The organism is Serratia odorifera (genome assembly GCF_041448735.1).
In the GTDB taxonomy this organism is placed as follows: Bacteria; Pseudomonadota; Gammaproteobacteria; order Enterobacterales; family Enterobacteriaceae; genus Serratia_F; species Serratia_F odorifera.
Window position 1 is genome coordinate 899,735 of sequence record NZ_JBGMUT010000001.1, and the last position, 17,612, is coordinate 917,346.

At 55.4% G+C, this 17,612-nt stretch carries 16 protein-coding genes; 10 read left to right on the plus strand and 6 right to left on the minus strand.

Going from position 1 to position 17,612, the window contains the following annotated elements:
* Nucleotides 1-231 precede the first annotated feature (231 nt).
* Together ACCC84_RS04220 and ACCC84_RS04225 are read left to right on the plus strand one after the other, a co-directional pair.
* Nucleotides 232-1,470: a VENN motif pre-toxin domain-containing protein gene (locus ACCC84_RS04220; RefSeq protein WP_371901662.1), complete on the plus strand. Its 1,239-nt coding sequence runs from the start codon at nt 232-234 to the stop codon at nt 1,468-1,470.
* Nucleotides 1,471-1,644: 174 nt separating this feature from the next.
* Nucleotides 1,645-1,899 (plus strand): hypothetical protein, encoded by a 255-nt coding sequence (locus ACCC84_RS04225; RefSeq protein WP_371901576.1) that lies wholly within the window; start codon nt 1,645-1,647, stop codon nt 1,897-1,899.
* 345 nt (nt 1,900-2,244) lie between these two features.
* On the opposite strand, the gene ACCC84_RS04230 is transcribed toward ACCC84_RS04225, so the two are convergent.
* Nucleotides 2,245-2,595, minus strand: coding sequence for a hypothetical protein (locus ACCC84_RS04230; protein ID WP_371901577.1), 351 nt, complete (start codon nt 2,593-2,595; stop codon nt 2,245-2,247).
* A gap of 134 nt (nt 2,596-2,729) precedes the next feature.
* Here ACCC84_RS04230 and ACCC84_RS04235 point away from each other — a divergent pair, with 134 nt between their 5' ends.
* Nucleotides 2,730-2,891 carry a hypothetical protein gene (locus ACCC84_RS04235; RefSeq protein ID WP_371901578.1) on the plus strand — a complete coding sequence of 54 codons (162 nt, stop codon included), beginning with the start codon at nt 2,730-2,732 and terminating at the stop codon, nt 2,889-2,891.
* Between the two features lie 220 nt (nt 2,892-3,111).
* On the opposite strand, the gene ACCC84_RS04240 is transcribed toward ACCC84_RS04235, so the two are convergent.
* Both ACCC84_RS04240 and ACCC84_RS04245 read right to left on the minus strand, forming a co-directional pair.
* Nucleotides 3,112-3,441, minus strand: a complete 330-nt coding sequence (locus ACCC84_RS04240) for a hypothetical protein (protein WP_004963342.1) — start codon at nt 3,439-3,441, stop codon at nt 3,112-3,114.
* A complete protein-coding gene (locus tag ACCC84_RS04245) occupies nt 3,438-3,707 on the minus strand; it encodes a hypothetical protein (protein WP_371901579.1) in 270 nt (89 codons plus the stop codon). Before ACCC84_RS04245 ends, ACCC84_RS04240 begins: the two co-directional genes overlap by 4 nt.
* Before the next feature lie 441 nt (nt 3,708-4,148).
* Here ACCC84_RS04245 and ACCC84_RS04250 point away from each other — a divergent pair, with 441 nt between their 5' ends.
* Entirely contained in the window at nt 4,149-5,297 is a 1,149-nt protein-coding gene (locus tag ACCC84_RS04250; protein WP_371901580.1) for a glycosyltransferase family 9 protein, read from the plus strand.
* Nucleotides 5,298-5,406: 109 nt separating this feature from the next.
* Here the strand turns inward: ACCC84_RS04250 and ACCC84_RS04255 are convergent, their stop codons facing one another.
* The 3 genes from ACCC84_RS04255 to ACCC84_RS04265 form a co-directional block, all read right to left on the minus strand.
* Nucleotides 5,407-6,819 (minus strand): glycoside hydrolase family 1 protein, encoded by a 1,413-nt coding sequence (locus ACCC84_RS04255; protein ID WP_004963330.1) that lies wholly within the window; start codon nt 6,817-6,819, stop codon nt 5,407-5,409.
* A gap of 125 nt (nt 6,820-6,944) precedes the next feature.
* Complete coding sequence (gene araA, locus ACCC84_RS04260; RefSeq protein ID WP_004963327.1) at nt 6,945-8,450, minus strand: L-arabinose isomerase; 1,506 nt, start codon at nt 8,448-8,450, stop codon at nt 6,945-6,947.
* Nucleotides 8,451-8,534: 84 nt separating this feature from the next.
* The gene (locus ACCC84_RS04265; protein WP_039992133.1) at nt 8,535-10,214 is read right to left on the minus strand and encodes a ribulokinase; all 1,680 of its coding nucleotides are present in this window, start codon (nt 10,212-10,214) and stop codon (nt 8,535-8,537) included.
* Between the two features lie 488 nt (nt 10,215-10,702).
* Here ACCC84_RS04265 and ACCC84_RS04270 point away from each other — a divergent pair, with 488 nt between their 5' ends.
* The 6 genes from ACCC84_RS04270 (at nt 10,703) to ACCC84_RS04295 (ending at nt 17,611) form a co-directional block, all read left to right on the plus strand.
* Nucleotides 10,703-11,686: an arabinose ABC transporter substrate-binding protein gene (locus ACCC84_RS04270; protein ID WP_039992744.1), complete on the plus strand. Its 984-nt coding sequence runs from the start codon at nt 10,703-10,705 to the stop codon at nt 11,684-11,686.
* Between the two features lie 104 nt (nt 11,687-11,790).
* Nucleotides 11,791-13,326, plus strand: a complete 1,536-nt coding sequence (gene araG, locus ACCC84_RS04275; RefSeq protein ID WP_004963321.1) for an L-arabinose ABC transporter ATP-binding protein AraG — start codon at nt 11,791-11,793, stop codon at nt 13,324-13,326.
* A 17-nt stretch (nt 13,327-13,343) separates the two neighbouring features.
* The gene (gene araH, locus ACCC84_RS04280; protein WP_039992132.1) at nt 13,344-14,330 is read left to right on the plus strand and encodes an L-arabinose ABC transporter permease AraH; all 987 of its coding nucleotides are present in this window, start codon (nt 13,344-13,346) and stop codon (nt 14,328-14,330) included.
* A 137-nt stretch (nt 14,331-14,467) separates the two neighbouring features.
* Nucleotides 14,468-15,397, plus strand: a complete 930-nt coding sequence (gene araC, locus ACCC84_RS04285; protein WP_039992131.1) for an arabinose operon transcriptional regulator AraC — start codon at nt 14,468-14,470, stop codon at nt 15,395-15,397.
* Between the two features lie 90 nt (nt 15,398-15,487).
* Nucleotides 15,488-16,528: an oxidoreductase gene (locus ACCC84_RS04290; protein ID WP_004963315.1), complete on the plus strand. Its 1,041-nt coding sequence runs from the start codon at nt 15,488-15,490 to the stop codon at nt 16,526-16,528.
* An 87-nt stretch (nt 16,529-16,615) separates the two neighbouring features.
* Nucleotides 16,616-17,611: a bile acid:sodium symporter family protein gene (locus ACCC84_RS04295; protein WP_371901581.1), complete on the plus strand. Its 996-nt coding sequence runs from the start codon at nt 16,616-16,618 to the stop codon at nt 17,609-17,611.
* Nucleotide 17,612 lies beyond the last annotated feature (1 nt).

Below are 17,612 nucleotides of genomic sequence, written 5' to 3' on the forward strand. Positions count from 1 at the left end.
GATGTCATTCAGCCTACTTGGTTATTGGGTAGGAGGAGGAGAGGACATACCTTCATTTTTTTTTGATAAACTATTTACTTATTTTAAAGTAGCTCTTGTTGGAATATTGATAGGGTTACCTATATGGTTTTTCTATTATCGCGACCTGTAATTCATGTTGTTATGTACCCCAGCCAGGGCTGAGGTACTTGGTAGCAGGTTCAACTGATCGGGGAGATTGGCGGTCAGGTGATGGATATCGCGCGGACACAGGGACAAATCCGGGCGACGAATGCGGGTAAGGCAGAATTAGCGGCGAAGGGCGAGAAAGAACCGGGTAAAGGTGCCAGCAAGGAAGACTGGGCGGCTTACAACGAGAAGCTGACCAACACCTCTTCGTATAAGACGGCGCAAGCCGAATGGGGCACCGGAAGCGCCATCCAGCAAGGAATGCAGGCGGCGACGGCGGCGATACAGGGACTGGCCGGTGGCAATATGGCACAGGCATTGAGTGGAGCTGCAGCGCCGTATCTTGCGGAGCAAATCCACCAACTGGTGTCGGATGAAGCCAGTCGCGCGATGGCGCACGCGGTGGTGGGAGCCGTCATCGCTTACGCCAGTGGCAACAGTGCGGCGGCAGGAGCCACGGGTGCGGTCAGCGGTGAATTGATGGCGCAACTGGTGATGAACCAGCTGTATCTGGGTAAAGCAGTCAGTGAACTGAGCGAGGAGCAGAAACAGACTATCAGTGCACTGAGCACTCTGGCAGCCGGGCTTGTGGGTGGACTGGCAACGGGCGATACTGTGGGGGCGGTAACGGCAGCGCAGGCCGGGAAGAACGCGGTTGAGAATAACTTCCTGAGTAGTACCTCCTCGGGAAAACGTGATGCGTTGGCGGAAAAAGTGAAGCAGGGCGACAAGTCGCTTCAAACCGCGAAAGAGTTTTTACAGCTTGAGAATGCTGATAAACGCAGTGATGCACTGGTTGCCAAGTTCAATAAAGAACCGAGTGAGTTGAGCACGGCAGAGCAAACCGAGTTGGTGAGCTATCTGAAGATATATGCGTCTGACATGCAGGCTCAATATGGTGAGGCAGTGACTAAAGAGCTGATCGCAGGAGTTCTTTCTGGGCAGGATTATCTGAAATCAGCGCCGCAGACAGAGGCGCAGCAGAAAGCACAAACCATCATGAATACCTGGGGTTATCATAAATCCAACGCCAGCATTGGAGACCCGGTATTGTTATTTGGCAGCAGTGTCCTTGGCACCACAATAAAAGAAGGTATGGCGCTTAATGCGGCAATCGGTGTAGGCGTGAATACCGGCGTACAACTTAGCGGGAATGATCCTTTCAGCTATGTTGATGCAATTCTTGCTGGTGTGACAGCTGCCGCGACTACAGGTAAAAGCTGGCAGGCATCAGCAGCGATCAATATGGGGGGGCTGCGATTGGCAGTGCGATTAAAGGGGAAGATCCGACTAACTCTGTGATAAGTACTGGCTTTGGTAGTGCGGTTGGTAGTTTAGGAGGAAAAGTTGTTGATGCATTGTATCCGGAACTGATCAAGTAACAAAGGATGTTATTGGGGCAGTTACAGGTTCTACTGCTTCTGAACTTACAGGAAAAGCTGTAAAAGATGAGTTAGACAAGCGGGAGAAGAAGCAATGAATCTGTTCAGCAAGGTTGGTATCCTTTGGCTTCTTTTCTTGGTTGTATACTGTACTGTTTTAATATCTTTTGTTCTTTTCATATGCCAACTAGGAGTGTCAACAATTTTCTACTTCAATGATGGGGTATTCCTTTTTTCATGGGAAGATGCATTATATATCGCATTAAAAAAAGGGAGCATGGCAGGAGTGGCATTAGGTGCTGGAGTATGGTTGAAAAATAAGTTGCATGAGCGTCATAGGAAAATGTAGGTAATATTGGCGATTCAGCCGTGTCAGGGATGGTTCAGGATAAGCTACAGAATAGCTTGGGGGAAAGTGATGGAAAATAAAACGAAGTCATTACTTAACCTTTTATATCTGTGCTGTTCAATGGGGGTGGTGATATTTTTATGCTCTTATTTGGACGATTACTAGGGGCATGGCTAGCTTGGGATGTTAATAGCAACTTTCCCTTTTCATCGGAAGATTTATTTGTTTGTCTCAAGGTATCCTTGATAGGTCCGCCTATAGGAATTGTTTTTTGGTTTTTTTGTTATCGATGAGTTTTAGGTAGATTAATATAACCCCCGGTCGCTTTCGCCGGGGTTGATGCTTCTAGGCCTTGAAAATAGTCAGTGTTCGTCGTCTGACCTCGATCCTGCCTGGTGCAGTGGTGATGTCGATGTGTTCCGGTTGGGTAATATCGATATCGGTGAGCCAGTCGCCGCCGATAATCAGTTCACCGTCATCGCGCACCCAATCGGCGCTGAGGTCGGCACGGTTCTCGCTCTCTTCGCAGAGGGCTTGCCAGCGCTGCGGGTCGTTAACGATGCTGATATAAAACGCCGAGTCTTTTTGTTGCACCGCAATCAAGGTGCCCGGCGTAAAGCCGTTGTCCGCTAGCGTCTGACCGGCCAGTATAATCAGGGGGATCGGGTCAGTGGTGAAAGTGATGTCAAGGTTCATGGCGTTACCTCGTTGCTGCTGTCGGTGGCCAGTGCTTTGTCGAGGTAGCGGTTGAACGCTTCTTCATCGAGCGTCTTACACAGCGCGTCATGCGGCTCGGTGATAAGGCGTTCTTGGCATTTGGGGCGGGGCCGTTGGCAAACTCTCTTAAAGCCGGTGTGTTGACCAATGCAGCGATAGGTGTAGGTGCAAATGCAGCCGTTCAGCTTGGTGGTAAAGATCCGTTTAACTACGTTGATGCGATACTTGCCGGTGTTACCGCTGTGATCTCTTCCCTTTGTTCAGTACCGGCGTAAAGTAGAGTTTTCGGCCTTTCTTCTCCTGCAAAAAGAGGTCATCTGACATGAAAAAGCCAGAAAACTCTATCTGAATGAATGCTCGATTCCAACTCCAATGAAATCGACGAGAAAGGCACCACCCAGAGCCAAAGCGTCAGCGCCGTTGGCAGCAACCAGGGCAACGTCACCCTTGTGGCAGGTAAACAAAAACCTCGGACAAGTGGCCGAGGTTTTGCTTTTATGCACTAAAATACCCTTGTTCTCGCTGTGTTATCACTATCTTGCCCGGCGCAGCGGTGGCCTTGATCTGCTTGGGTCTCGTGAGGTCAAACTCGCTGAGCCAGTCGCCACCAATAACCAGCTCGCCGTTCTGCCGCACCCAGTCTGCACCAAGGTCATAGCCGTGCTGGCTGTCTGCGCACAGGGTGTCCCACTCGTCATTATCGGTAACAAGGGTGAGCGTGATCAGGTTGCCCTGACGTAACAGCCTAAACCGGCTTCCTGGTCGCCAGCCGTGACGGATAAGGGTCAGTGTGGCTATCGGTTCGGCGGTGAAGGTTATCTTCATGGTGTCACCTCGTTGCTGTCGGTGGTCGGTGCTTTGTCGATATAGCGTTGGACCACGGCTCCATCCAGCGTCTTACACAAGGCATCATGGGATTCAGTGATAAGCCGTTCCAGCATATGGCGCAGGGTCAGGCCGTGGTGATACGCCAATCGGTCAAGCGCAAACTGGGCGCGGTGACTCACTTCCATGTTCAGGCGGGTGATGTTGTGGTTGCAGCGACGGCGTGCGCGGTACTCTGCCTGACGTTGTGCGTTGATCTTGGCCATGATGAACCTCCTTGTTATTGCGTAACGGTGCGCATAACGTCGATATCGGCGTGGCCACACCGAGAGCGACACGTATTACCAACTGGACAAAAAAGGGCGGGCTGCAGAGTAGCCAACTCAAAGCGGGCAAAGACCTGTCGCCCGACGCGGTGCGTGATCTCAGCCTGCATTACTGGTGCCAGTGCGCGTAAAGAGCACGTTCATAAGATAATTTTATTGGTGGTTTTTATTCCCTAACACACTTATGAAAAATGGCAGTATAGCCAGTATTATACACCAGGTCAGCAGCCATAGTGCCACTCTGCCGGGTGTTTAGGCGAGCAGGATTTAAAAAAATTGACTGTAAGCACCACCTGGTATTGCAAAGAAAATAACAGCAATCGCTACCATGCCAAGAGACAGAAAGCAGATTTAATGATCAATTAATAACAAGGAGGTTTTATGAATAAGGATTTGAAAATCACCATAACAAAAGGGCGCTTCAGAAAATTAAGAGAATGGAATCGTCGCAGGAACTACTATTTCAAGCAGCTAAAACTTAATGGAAATATTTACCTGGCAAAACTGATTTGGGATAAAAGGATAAGGAGTGAGCTAAATGTAAAATCCATTAAAACCATTCTGCTCCTGCGCAATGAGGGTACCGTCGGCGACGTGGTGGTTACTACACCACTGATAAAGGGGTTGTCTGAGGCTGGCTACACGGTTGATTTATTATTGACAACGTCGAGTAGTGTGGTGGTTAAATATAATCCTTATATCAGAGGTGTCTACCAGGCAGAGGATTGTAGCACTGCGATTTTTCTTAAGAGCTTTAATCATACCGTTGCAGAGTCGACAATAAATCGGTTAAGAGCGAATCATTACGATCTGATCATTGACCTTTGCCTGTTCGAAACTCCAGTGCATAGGTTAAGGTTATTTAGTGAAATAAATGCCAAAGCGGTTATTGGCTTCAATAAATGGAATTGCATTAACCATTACAGTAAATCGCTTGCATTTGAAAATGGTAAGCAACATGTAACAGAGGCTATTGCCATGGTGGCTAGTTTTATCGGAATTGGCCATATAAATCCCAAAGCTTATGATTTGCACATTCCTGGTGCGGTTTTTCGTGAAGTGCGTGATTTTTATGACGCCAAAAAAGAACGGATAAAAATTGTGATTAATGTATTTACTGGCAGTGCGGAGAGGGATCTATCTCAACGGCAACTGTTCAATATTGTTAAGATGCTTAATAGCAAATCAACCAATATCACGTTCATTCTTCTCGATCATCGGCGACAATTGAATCTACAACTTCCTGATAATGCCATTATAAACCCATTTAACTCACTACATCATGTTATGGCATTACTGTATGGGGCTGACATGGTGGTAACGCCAGACACGTCGATTGTGCATATATCTGCCGCATGGGAGAAAACACTTATCTCTGTTTATAAAGACGTCATCGACAACAACTACTTATGGGCGCCGGGTTATGGCAATGCAAGTCAGATAATTGTTCATAATAGAATAATAGCGGATGTTGCGAACATTCCGGAGCTGATATGGCACGAGATAGACCAAAGAGGTTTGCTAAAGTAACCGGCCCTTAGCCACTGGCACTCTCAAGCTCCAGAGTCGCATAAGGTGCCTGGTTGATACGCCAACACCCGCCCCGTAGCAGGGCGGGTTAAAGTGAGCGCAGGCTAAATCAACGCTCTGCGCCGTTGCTGGCGATCAGTTTCTGATACCAGAAGAAGCTCTTCTTGCGCTGGCGCGCCAGATCCTTCTGGTGATCGACATAAACAAAACCGTATTGCTTCTGGAAACCGTTCAGCCAGCTCAGCAAGTCGATAAATGACCACGGATAATAACCACGCACGTCAGCCCCCTGAGCGATTGCATCTTCGATCGCGCCGATATGCTGGTTGAGGTAGTCAATGCGGTCGTCGTCTACCACTTCGCCATCGATAATCGGATCTTTGGCGCCAAGGCCGTTTTCGGTGATGTAAATCGGAATGTCACCGTAGCGCGCCTTGATATTCATGATGCCTTCGGTCAGGCCCTGCGGATAAATCTCCCAGTCCCAATCGGTATAGACGCCGTTCGGATTGCGCACGAACTTGAACAGACCCTTGAAGCCGAATTCATTGCCTTGCTGGTGGCCTTTGCCTTTTTCGCCGGTGGTGTTGATAGTCAGGTGGGATTCCTGATGGTTGGCGGCAATGGTTTCGCGCTTGTAGTAATTCAGGCCAATGAAATCGCAGATATTGTCACGCAGCAGTTGGCGATCGCCGTCAGCGAACTGCGGAACGCCCCACAACGCCTGAGTCTGCGCCAGCAGTTCTGCCGGGTATTCGCCTTTCAGTACCGGGTCATACAGCCAGTGGGTAAAAATGCCATCGGCCAACTGACAGGCGGCGAGATCTTCCGGTGACTGGCTGAGTGGGGTATTGGTCTGCAACACATTGACGAAACCGATCTTGCCGTCGATGCCGCTGGTACGGAATGCCGCCACCGCTTTGGCGTGGGCGACAAAAACGTGGTGACAGGCCTGCACCGCGCGCGCCGGGTTTTGCACGCCCGGTGGATGACCGCCGGTGATATAGCCAAAACCAATAAAGCAGATGGTTTCATTAAAGGTCGACCACAGCTTGACGCGGTCACCGTAACGCTCATAACACAGGCGGGCATAGGCTTCGAACGCCTCGGTAGTGGCTCGCGCTTCCCAGCCGCCTTCGTCTTGCAGCGCCTGCGGCAGATCCCAGTGATAAAGGGTGATCATCGGTTCGATGCCGTGTTCCAGCAGCGCGTCGATCAGATCGCTGTAAAACGCTACCCCGGCCTCATTGACTTGGCCACGGCCCTGCGGCAGCAGGCGCGGCCAGGATATGGAAAAGCGGTAGCTCTTCATGCCCATTTCGGCCATCAGCGCCACGTCCTCGCGGAAGCGATGATAGTGATCGACCGCCACATCGCCGTTGGTGCCCTGATAGGTGGTGCCGGGCAGGTGGGAGAACACGTCCCAGATGGATGGGCCCTTGCCGTCGGCGTCATGGGCGCCTTCAACCTGATACGCCGCGGTAGCCGCGCCCCAGAGGAAATCTTTCGGGAAAGCAGACATAAACAACTCTCTCTGTCAGATGAATGATTGAATCAGTATCAGCCTAGTCTAGGGGGAACGGGAATGGTTTTGCAACCGGTTTCTGAAACCGGTTGCAGTTTTGTTGGCTGGCAGAGAGAGCGAGATTAACGGCGGTTCAGCTGATAGTAGGCCTCGTTCCAGCGGATTTCGTTCTTGAACGCCGGCAGCGTGGTGTCGTTATCGATCAGCAGGAACTCGATGTTGTGCATTTCGGCATACAGACGCAGATAATCGGCGTTCAGCGCCTGTGAGAATACCGTATGGTGCGCGCCGCCGGCTAGAATCCAGGCTTCGGCAGCGGTAGCCAGCGTCGGCTGTGCCTGCCAGATAGCGCGCGCCACCGGCAATTTCGGCAGCGGATGCGGCTGTTCCACGGTATCCACCTGGTTGACCAGAAGACGGAAGCGATCGCCCATATCGATCAGACTGGCGTTGACCGCCGGGCCGGCCGGGGTAGAGAAGATCAGGCGTGCCGGATCCGCCTTGCCGCCGATGCCCAGCGGTTGAATGTCCAGCAGCGGTTTTTGCTCCTTGGCAATGGATGGGCACACTTCGAGCATGTGTGAGCCAACCACCAGATCGTTACCCGGCTGGAAGTGGTAGGTGTAATCCTCCATAAACGAGGTGCCGCCATCCAGGCCGCCGGCCATCACTTTCAGAATGCGCAGCAGGGCGGCGGTCTTCCAGTCGCCTTCGCCGCCAAAGCCGTAGCCTTGCTGCATCAGGCGCTGTACCGCCAGCCCCGGCAGTTGCTTCATGCCATGCAGATCTTCAAAGTTGGTGGTAAAGGCGTGAAAATCCCCTTGCTCAAGGAAGCGTTTCATACCCAGCTCGATACGTGCCGCGTCGATCAGATTTTCGCGTTTGGCGCCGTTGCTTTTTACCGCTTCGCTCAGCACATAGCTGGCTTCATATTCTTCAATCAGCGTATCGACGTCGCCACGACTGACTTCGTTGATCACGCTGACCAGATCGCCGATGCCGTAGGCGTTCACCGCATAGCCGAACTGGATCTGTGCGCCGACTTTATCGCCTTCGGTTACTGCCACCTGGCGCATATTGTCGCCAAAGCGCGCCACTTTCAGCTGCTGGCTTTCCTGACGGGCGGCGGCAACGCGCATCCATTGTGCGATGCGTTGATGCGCGTTGCGGTCCTGCCAATGGCCGGTGATCACGCTGTGCTGCTGACGCATGCGTGCGCCGATAAAGCCAAACTCACGGCCGCCGTGCGCGGTCTGGTTGAGATTCATAAAGTCCATATCCATGCTGTCCCACGGCACTTCGGCGTTGAACTGGGTATGGAACTGCAGCAACGGTTTGTTGAGGATCGACAGGCCGGCGATCCACATTTTTGCCGGCGAGAAGGTATGGAGCCAGGTCAGAATGCCGAGGCACTGCTGTTGATAATTGGCATCGCGGCACACGGTGGTGATTTCATCCGGCGTGGTCACCAGCGGTTTTAGCACCAGCTTGACCGGCAGACCGGCGTCGCGGTTCAGGCTGTTGACCACCTGCTCGGCATGTTCTTTGACCTGTTGTAGCGTTTGCGGGCCATACAGATGCTGGCTGCCGATCACGAACCATACTTCGCGCTGTTTGAATGCGTCCATCAGTAACTCCTGACATGTTGACTGGGTGATAAGAGAGCGGACGCTGCCGCAGGCGGCGCCCGAAAGTTCAATGGCTGTGGATCCTTATGCATGACGTTCAGCGGCGTAGCGCGGCTCGGCGGCGTCGCACCACTGCTGATAACGCTGGTAGAGCTGCTGGAAGCGTGCGACTCGCAGCGGATCCGGTTGCAGCGTGCGCTCCAGCCCACAGGCCATGTGCCGTTGTGCGGCAGGGACATCGGCGAACTGTCCGGCAGCGACGGCGGCGAAGATCGCCGCGCCGAGCGCACAGCACTGATCGGAGGCGACGATCTGCAGCGGGCGATTCATCACGTCGGCGCAAACCTGCATGATGGTCGGTGATTTACGGGCAATGCCGCCCAATGCCAGCACATTCTCAACCGGGATATCCTGCTGTTCAAAGCATTCCATAATGGCGCGCGCGCCAAAGCCGGTGGCGGCGATAAAACCGCCGAACAGCGTCGGTGCATCGGTGCCGAGATTGAGATCGGTAATCACCCCCTTGAGGCGCTGATTGGCATATGGCGTACGGCGACCGTTGAACCAGTCCAGTACCACCGGCAGGTGATCGAGCGAAGGATTAGCGGCCCAGGCGTCGGTAAGCGACGCCAGCAGCTGGTTTTCAATCTGTTTGAGCTGTGGTTCCAGCTCCGGCTGGCGCGTTGCTGCTTCGCGCAGTGGCCAGCTCAGCAGGCGGCTGAACCAGGCGTACATGTCACCGAACGCCGACTGGCCTGCCTCCATGCCGATCAGCCCCGGCATAACGCTACCGTCAACCTGACCGCAGATACCGGCAATGGCGCGATCGCCGACCCGTTCACGGTCGGCAATCAGAATGTCGCAGGTGGAGGTGCCGATCACCTTGACCAGGGTATACGGCTGGGCGCCGGCGCCGACCGCACCCATATGGCAGTCGAACGCGCCGCCGGACAGCACCACGTGCTGCGGCAGGCCCAGGCGCTGCGCCCATTCGGCGGTCAGCGTGCCGACCGGCAGATCGGCGGTATAAGACTGTTCGAACAGGGGATAGGGCAAGTCTTCCACCAGCAGCGGATCGAGCGCGGCAAAGAACTCTTTTGGCGGCAGACCACCCCAGTCCGGGTGCCAGAGCGTTTTATGGCCGACGCTGCAGCGCCCGCGTTTTAACCGCGCCGGCGCAGTGGTTCCCGACAGCAATGCCGGCACCCAGTCGCACAGTTCAACCCAGGAAGCGGCGGCGTGGCGTACCGCATCGTCGGCGCGCGATACGTGCAGAATTTTGGCCCAAAACCACTCGGAGGAATAAACACCGCCGATATAACGTGAATAATCGGCCGCGTTGCCGCTATGGCACAGCCGATTGATCTCTTCGGCTTCTTCAATCGCAGTGTGATCTTTCCATAACACGAACATGGCATTCGGGTTATTGGCGAATTCTGGTCGCAACGCCAGCACATCGCCGTTCTCATCAATCGGCGCCGGCGTTGAACCGGTGGAATCCACGCCGATGCCAATCACCTGCTGGCGCTGCTGCTCGCTCATGCGCTGCACCACCGCCACGATTGCCTGCTCCATCGCCTCGATATAGTCGAGTGGGTGGTGGCGGAACTGGTTTTCAGCCGCATGACAATATTCGCCGCGTTGCCAGCGGGGGTAATAAACCACCTCGGTGTCCAGCTCATTGCCGTTATGGCACTCCACCGCCAGCACCCTCACCGAGTCGCTGCCGAAGTCCAATCCCAGGGCGATTGCGCCTGCCGTCATGATGTTGACCCTCATTATTAATCTGTTGTGGCGGATACCCGATAGGTTTCAGGGTGCAGGCGCCGAACGGGGTCGGTTACCGGGGGCAGCCTCGGCTACTGACGGGCGCGCACGCGCCGTCAACGCATCTGCATCGTGAAAGATGGCTATAACCATAGGAGCGTGTGTCATGGGGCAGTGAGGAGCGGTTAGCTGGAAGTATGCACTTTCCTGCTTCCTGCAGTGATTTTGTGATGGCAGTCAAAAGTTAATGATTGGCTAAATTTGCTAAATATATGTACATATCTGCTGTAATCTCTGGATGTGATAGCGCTCTACATTTCAGCAACAAATACCCGCTAAAACTAACCCGGTCTGAAAGTCGATGAGGAACGAAGGCGCATCAATAAGCGTTTTTCTTTATCGATAACCGTATCACTACCCTAATGAAAGCGTTTTCACTGCGCGGTGATTTCAGCGCCGGGGAGAACAACACAGCGGAGAGCATCATGCATAAATTCACTAAGGCACTGGCGGCGATTGGCCTGGCAGCGGTTATGTCACAATCGGCTATCGCCGAAACCATGAAGCTGGGTTTTCTGGTCAAGCAACCGGAGGAGCCCTGGTTCCAGACCGAATGGAAGTTTGCAGACAAGGCCGGTAAAGACCTCGGCTTTGAAGTGATCAAAATCGCCGTGCCGGACGGCGAAAAAACCCTCAACGCCATCGACAGCCTGGCGGCCAGCGGCGCCAAAGGCTTTGTGATCTGCACGCCGGATCCGAAACTTGGTTCGGCGATCGTCGCCAAGGCGCGCAGTTACGATCTGAAGGTGATTGCGGTTGACGATCAGTTCGTCACCGCCAAAGGCAAGCCGATGGACAGCGTGCCGCTGGTGATGATGGCGGCGACCAAAATCGGCGAGCGTCAGGGGCAAGAGCTGTGGAAGGAAATGACCAAGCGTGGCTGGAAAGTGGAAGAAACCGGCGTAATGGCGATCACCGCCGATGAGTTGGACACGGCTCGCCGCCGCACCAGCGGTTCGATGGACGCGCTGAAGGCCGCCGGCTTCCCGGAAAAGCAAATCTATAAGGTACCGACCAAATCCAACGACATTCCAGGTGCGTTTGACGCCGCCAACTCGATGCTGGTGCAGCATCCCGGGGTGAAGAACTGGCTGATTGTGGGCATGAACGACAATACCGTGCTGGGCGGCGTGCGTGCTACCGAAGGTCAGGGCTTTAAAGCACCGAACGTGATCGGCATCGGCATCAACGGCGTTGACGCGGTGAGCGAACTGTCCAAGGGGCAGGCCACCGGCTTCTATGGCTCGCTGCTGCCAAGCCCGGACATCCATGGCTACAAGAGCATTCAGATGCTGCATGACTGGGTTGAAAAGGGCGCCGAGCCACCGAAATTCACCGAAGTTACCGACGTGGTGCTGATCACGCGTGACAACTTCAAAGCCGAACTGCAGAAAAAAGGCCTGATGTAACGCTTTGCATTGCCCGCTCGCCCAGTGCGTATGCCGTGACGGCCATCGGTTGTCACGGCGTTTGCCGGCGAGCGGCGTTTTCAGACAAGCATGAGGAAAGCACTATGACAGCCACCACGCCGTATCTGGCTTTCAAGGGCATCGGAAAAACCTTTCCGGGGGTCAAGGCGCTGGACGATATCAGTTTCAGCTGCCAGGCCGGGCAGATCCACGCGCTAATGGGGGAAAACGGCGCCGGCAAATCGACGCTGCTGAAGATCCTCAGCGGCAACTATGCGCCGACCAAGGGCGAAATCCATCTCAAGGGCCAGCCGGTGCGCTTTAATGCCACCACCGACGCGCTGGACGCCGGCGTGGCGATCATTTACCAGGAGCTGCACCTGGTGCCGGAAATGACGGTTGCGGAGAACATCTATCTGGGCCAGTTGCCGACCAAACGCGGGTTGGTCGATCGCAAGCTGTTGCGTTATGAAGCCCGTTTGCAGCTTGAGCATCTCGGGTTGGACATCGATCCGGATACGCCGCTGAAGTACCTGTCAATCGGCCAGTGGCAGATGGTGGAAATCGCCAAGGCGCTGGCGCGCAATGCCAAAGTGATTGCCTTTGACGAGCCGACCAGTTCGCTGTCGGCGCGCGAGATTGAGCAACTGTTCCGCGTGATCCGTGAACTGCGTGCCGAGGGCCGGGTGATTCTGTACGTATCGCACCGTATGGAGGAAATCTTTGCCCTGAGCGACGCCATCACGGTGTTCAAGGATGGGCGCTACGTGCGCACCTTCGACGACATGAGTCAGGTGAATAACGAACAGCTGGTGCAGGCGATGGTCGGGCGCGATCTGGGCGATGTTTATGGTTATCAGCCGCGTGAGCATGGCGCGGTACGCCTGCAACTGGACAACCTGCAGGCCAGCGGCGTGAAAACGCCGATCAGCCTCAGCGTACGTGCCGGGGAGATCGTCGGCCTGTTTGGCCTGGTGGGGGCTGGGCGCAGCGAATTGATGAAGGGGATATTCGGCGCCACGCGCATCGCCGGCGGTCAGCTGTCGCTCGACGGCGAGAAAATCCGCATAGGTTCGCCCATCGACGCCATTCGCGCCGGCATCATGCTGTGCCCGGAGGATCGTAAGGCCGATGGCATTATCCCGGTGCATTCGGTGCGCGACAACATCAACATCAGCGCGCGGCGTAAAAGCATCAAGGCCGGTTGCCTGATCAACAACGCCTGGGAAACCAGCAATGCGGCGCACCACATCCGCGCGCTCAATATCAAAACCCCGAGCGCCGAGCAGCTGATTATGAACCTGTCCGGCGGTAATCAGCAGAAGGCGATCCTCGGGCGTTGGCTGTCGGAAGAGATGAAAGTGATCATGCTCGACGAGCCAACGCGCGGCATTGACGTTGGCGCCAAACATGAAATCTACAACGTCATTTACCAGTTGGCGCAGCAGGGCATTGCGGTGCTGTTTGCCTCCAGCGATCTGCCTGAAGTGCTCGGGCTGGCTGACCGGATCATCGTGATGCGCGAAGGCGCCATCTCCGGTGAGTTGCTGCATGACCAGGCCAGCGAGGAAAAGGCCCTCAGCCTGGCAATGTTACGCACCCCCGAAATTGCCCCTGACGCCGCCAGCGCGGTGGCCTGACTGTGAAGGAGAAAGAGATGTCGACCATGACAACCAATAATTCTGTAAAAAGCCGCGGCGGCCAGGGGTTGACGCGTATCTGGGACAGCTACGGCATGCTGGTGGTGTTTGCGGTGCTGTTTATCGCCTGCATGGTATTTGTGCCCAACTTCGGCTCGTTCATCAATATGAAAGGGTTGGGGCTGGCAATTTCCATGTCCGGCATGGTGGCCTGCGGCATGCTGTTCTGTCTGGCGTCCGGTGACTTCGATCTGTCGGTGGCGTCGGTGATCGCCTGTGCCGGGGTCACCACCGCGGTGGTGATCAACATGACTGAAAGCCTGTGGATTGGCGTCGGCGCCGGTCTGCTGCTGGGCATGGCTTCGGGGCTGATCAACGGCTTTGTCATTGCTCGCCTGAAGATCAACGCGCTGATCACCACGCTTGCGACCATGCAAATCTTCCGTGGGTTGGCGTATATCATTTCCGACGGTAAAGCGGTGGGCATCGAGGATGAGCGCTTCTTCGCCCTCGGCTATGCCAACTGGTGGGGGCTGCCTGCGCCGATCTGGATCACCATCGGCTGTCTGGCGCTGTTCGGTTTTTTGCTGAACAAAACCACCTTTGGCCGCAATACGCTGGCGATTGGCGGCAACGAAGAGGCGGCGCGTCTGGCCGGGGTACCGGTAGTACGTACCAAAATCATCATCTTCGTGTTGTCCGGCCTGGTCTCGGCGGCGGCAGGCATCATTTTGGCTTCGCGTATGACCAGCGGTCAGCCGATGACCTCCATCGGCTATGAACTGATCGTGATTTCCGCCTGCGTATTGGGCGGCGTGTCGCTGAAGGGCGGGATCGGCAAGATTTCCTACGTGATCGCCGGCATTCTGATCCTCGGCACGGTGGAAAACGCGATGAACCTGTTGAACATCTCGCCGTTCTCGCAGTACGTGGTACGCGGGTTGATCCTGCTGGCAGCGGTGATTTTCGACCGTTACAAACAGAAGGCGAAACGTACGGCCTAGGGGAAAAGTTCGCCGGCATCACAGTTCTGCCACCGGCCCGCGCAGTTATCTGGCGGGCCGGTAAACTAAACACAGGTACCTCGCAGTGGCGTCGTCGGCGCAACGCGGGCGGGGTGGACGCGAATTTTGGAGGCTAGATGTATCATCGCATGGTTCAGGAACCCCAACCGAACCCGCTGTTGCCGGGTTACACCTTTAATGCCTACCTGGTTGCCGGGCTGACGCCGATCATGGCGGACGGGCCGCTGGATTTCTTTATCGATCGCCCTGGCGGCATGAAGGGCTACATTCTCAATCTCACCATCAAAGGCCAGGGCAAGGTGTTTGACGGTGAAGACACCTTCTACTGCAACCCCGGCGATCTGCTGCTGTTTCCGCCCAAGGCGGCGCACTATTACGGCCGCTCGCCGGAAAGCGATTGCTGGTATCACCGCTGGGTCTACTTTCGTCCGCGAGCCTATTGGGCCGACTGGCTGGAGTGGCACAGCAAAACCCATGAGGTTGGACGCCTGTCGCTGCCGAACAACAACCTGCTGCTGGAGTTTGATCGGTTATTTGCCAACATTGAACAAACCCAGCGTTCCGGTCGACGCTTTGCGGAAGAAATGGGGATGAATCTGCTGGAGCGCCTGCTGCTGCGGGCGATGGAGGAAGATCCGCTCAGTCCGCAGAAAATCATGGATCCGCGGGTAATTGAAGCCTGTCAGTACATCACCGGCAACCTGGCTGGAGAACTGCGCATTGATGAAGTGGCGCGCCACGTCTGCCTGTCGCCATCGCGGCTGGCCCACCTGTTCCGCGAACAGGTAGGGATCAACATTTTGCGCTGGCGTGAGGACCAGCGGGTGATCCGTGCCAAGCTGCTGCTACAGACTACCCAGGAATCTATCGCCACCATCGGTCGGGTGGTCGGTTATGACGACCAGCTGTATTTTTCCCGGGTATTTCGCAAACGCGTGGGGGTCAGCCCCAGCGATTTTCGCCGCCGCAGCCTGGAAATAAACTACCCGGCGAAGAGTCTGCGTGAGCAGCCGTGGCCATTGCAGGAAGCGGCATCGTCTCGCTAGTGGTGTTAACATTTAATTTACTTCTTGTCGCGGCCGGCGTCATGGTGTCAAATCGGAGAGGTCTAGATAAGCCTTGTCAGAGGAAACACCATGGCTGAAAAATTACGTGTTGGGTTGGTCGGTTACGGTTATGCCAGCAAAACGTTCCACGCGCCGCTGATCGTCGGCACGCCCGGCGTCGAGCTGGCGGCGGTATCAAGCAGTGATGCCGGCAAAGTGCACGCCGACTGGCCAACCCTGTCAGTAGTCAGCGATCCGCAGGCGCTGTTCAACGATCCGACACTCGATCTGATCGTCATTCCCACCCCGAACGATACCCACTTCCCGCTGGCGCAACAGGCGCTGGCCGCTGGCAAGCACGTGGTGGTAGATAAACCGTTTACCGTGACGCTGTCCCAGGCGCAGCAGCTCGACCAGCAGGCCAAGCAAAGCGGTTTGCTGCTGTCGGTGTTTCATAACCGCCGCTGGGACAGCGATTTTCTGACGCTTAAAGCATTATTGCAGGAACAGGCGCTTGGCGAGGTGGTGTACTTCGAATCGCATTTCGATCGTTACCGCCCCGAAGTGCGTCAGCGCTGGCGTGAACAGGGTGGCGTTGGTAGCGGCATCTGGTACGATCTTGGCCCACATCTGATCGACCAGGCCCTGCAGCTGTTCGGCAAGCCGGACTCGCTGTTTGTCGATATGGCCGAGCTGCGTCCAGGTTCGCAATCCGTTGACTATTTCCACGCGGTATTACACTACGCCAAACGCCGGGTGGTGCTGCACGGCACGGTGCTGGCGGCGGCGGAAAGCGCGCGCTATATCGTGCATGGCACCCAGGGCAGCTTTGTCAAATTCGGGCTGGATCCGCAGGAGGATCGGCTGAAGGCCGGCGAACGCTTGCCGCAGGCCGATTGGGGCTATGATATGCGTGATGGGGTGGTGACGTTGTCACGTGATGGTGTACTGGCAGAAAAACCGTTGTTGACCCTGCCGGGCAACTATCCGGCCTATTATGCCGCCATTCGCGACGCCATCAACGGCAGCGCAGCAAACCCGGTGCCCGCCAGTGAGGCAATCGCGGTGATGGAAATGATCGAGCTGGGCATGGCGTCGGCGGCACAACAGAAAGCGCTGCCGGTGGCCTGAGTGCCTGCGTTACGGTCGATAAAATTATTCTGATTGATATTACGGGTTCAGCCACTGAACCCGCTTTTTTGCAAGGAATTCTGTCTCATGTCCTGGTTGCAGCGCCTGCGCATTGATAAATTTTTGCTGGTCTTGATTCTGGTAGTGATCGTTGCATCACTGTTCCCGTGTGAAGGGGTGTGGAAAGTCTTTTTCGAACGTCTGACTACCGCCGCCATCGCGTTACTGTTCTTTATGCACGGCGCCAAGCTGTCGCGCGATGCGATCGTCGCCGGTATGAGCCACTGGAAACTGCATTTACTGGTTTTCCTCAGTACCTTTGCGCTGTTTCCGCTGCTCGGGTTGGCGATGAACCTGCTGGTGCCCGGCGTAATGACGCCGACCGTCTACCTGGGTTTCCTGTATTTGTGTGCGCTGCCGGCTACCGTGCAGTCCGCTATCGCGTTTACTTCGGCAGCCGGCGGCAACGTCGCGGCGGCGATTTGCAGCGCGTCGGCCTCAAGTATTCTCGGGGTGTTCCTGTCGCCATTGCTGGTGGGCGCGCTGATGCATACCCAGGGTGGCAATACCGATGTGTTGCACGCCATCGGTTCGATCATTCTGCAACTGATGGTGCCGTTTATCCTCGGCCATCTGGCGCGGCCGCTGATCGGCAAATGGGTCGATCGCCATCGCAAACTGATCAACCTCACTGACCGCTCATCGATTCTGCTGGTGGTGTATACCGCCTTCAGTGCGGCGGTGGTGGAAGGTATTTGGCAGCGGATTGACGGTTGGTCGCTGTTGGTGATTGTGCTGATGTCGTTGCTGCTGTTGACCGCGGTGCTGGTGATCAACACCTACGCCGCGCGTCTGCTGGGCTTTGACACCGCCGATGAGATCACCATCGTGTTCTGCGGGTCGAAGAAAAGCCTGGCGAACGGCATTCCGATGGCCAACGTGCTGTTCCCGGCGGCGGCGGTCGGGGCGATGGTGCTGCCGTTGATGATTTTCCACCAGATACAGCTGATGGTCTGTGCCGTGCTGGCACAACGCTATGCGCGCAAAACCGCCCGGCAGCAGGCGGTTGAGGCGAGCAAATAGC

Excerpts from the sequence above, each read along its gene's own strand:
- ACCC84_RS04220 (WP_371901662.1), top strand. The coding sequence starts at position 232 with ATGGATATCGCGCGGACACAGGGACAAATCCGGGCGACGAATGCGGGT.
- ACCC84_RS04225 (WP_371901576.1), top strand. The coding sequence starts at position 1,645 with ATGAATCTGTTCAGCAAGGTTGGTATCCTTTGGCTTCTTTTCTTGGTT.
- ACCC84_RS04230 (WP_371901577.1), bottom strand. The coding sequence starts at position 2,595 with ATGAACCTTGACATCACTTTCACCACTGACCCGATCCCCCTGATTATA.
- ACCC84_RS04240 (WP_004963342.1), bottom strand. The coding sequence starts at position 3,441 with ATGAAGATAACCTTCACCGCCGAACCGATAGCCACACTGACCCTTATC.
- ACCC84_RS04245 (WP_371901579.1), bottom strand. The coding sequence starts at position 3,707 with ATGGCCAAGATCAACGCACAACGTCAGGCAGAGTACCGCGCACGCCGT.
- ACCC84_RS04250 (WP_371901580.1), top strand. The coding sequence starts at position 4,149 with ATGAATAAGGATTTGAAAATCACCATAACAAAAGGGCGCTTCAGAAAA.
- ACCC84_RS04255 (WP_004963330.1), bottom strand. The coding sequence starts at position 6,819 with ATGTCTGCTTTCCCGAAAGATTTCCTCTGGGGCGCGGCTACCGCGGCG.
- araA (WP_004963327.1), bottom strand. The coding sequence starts at position 8,450 with ATGGACGCATTCAAACAGCGCGAAGTATGGTTCGTGATCGGCAGCCAG.
- ACCC84_RS04265 (WP_039992133.1), bottom strand. The coding sequence starts at position 10,214 with ATGACGGCAGGCGCAATCGCCCTGGGATTGGACTTCGGCAGCGACTCG.
- ACCC84_RS04270 (WP_039992744.1), top strand. The coding sequence starts at position 10,703 with ATGCATAAATTCACTAAGGCACTGGCGGCGATTGGCCTGGCAGCGGTT.
- araG (WP_004963321.1), top strand. The coding sequence starts at position 11,791 with ATGACAGCCACCACGCCGTATCTGGCTTTCAAGGGCATCGGAAAAACC.
- araH (WP_039992132.1), top strand. The coding sequence starts at position 13,344 with ATGTCGACCATGACAACCAATAATTCTGTAAAAAGCCGCGGCGGCCAG.
- araC (WP_039992131.1), top strand. The coding sequence starts at position 14,468 with ATGTATCATCGCATGGTTCAGGAACCCCAACCGAACCCGCTGTTGCCG.
- ACCC84_RS04290 (WP_004963315.1), top strand. The coding sequence starts at position 15,488 with ATGGCTGAAAAATTACGTGTTGGGTTGGTCGGTTACGGTTATGCCAGC.
- ACCC84_RS04295 (WP_371901581.1), top strand. The coding sequence starts at position 16,616 with ATGTCCTGGTTGCAGCGCCTGCGCATTGATAAATTTTTGCTGGTCTTG.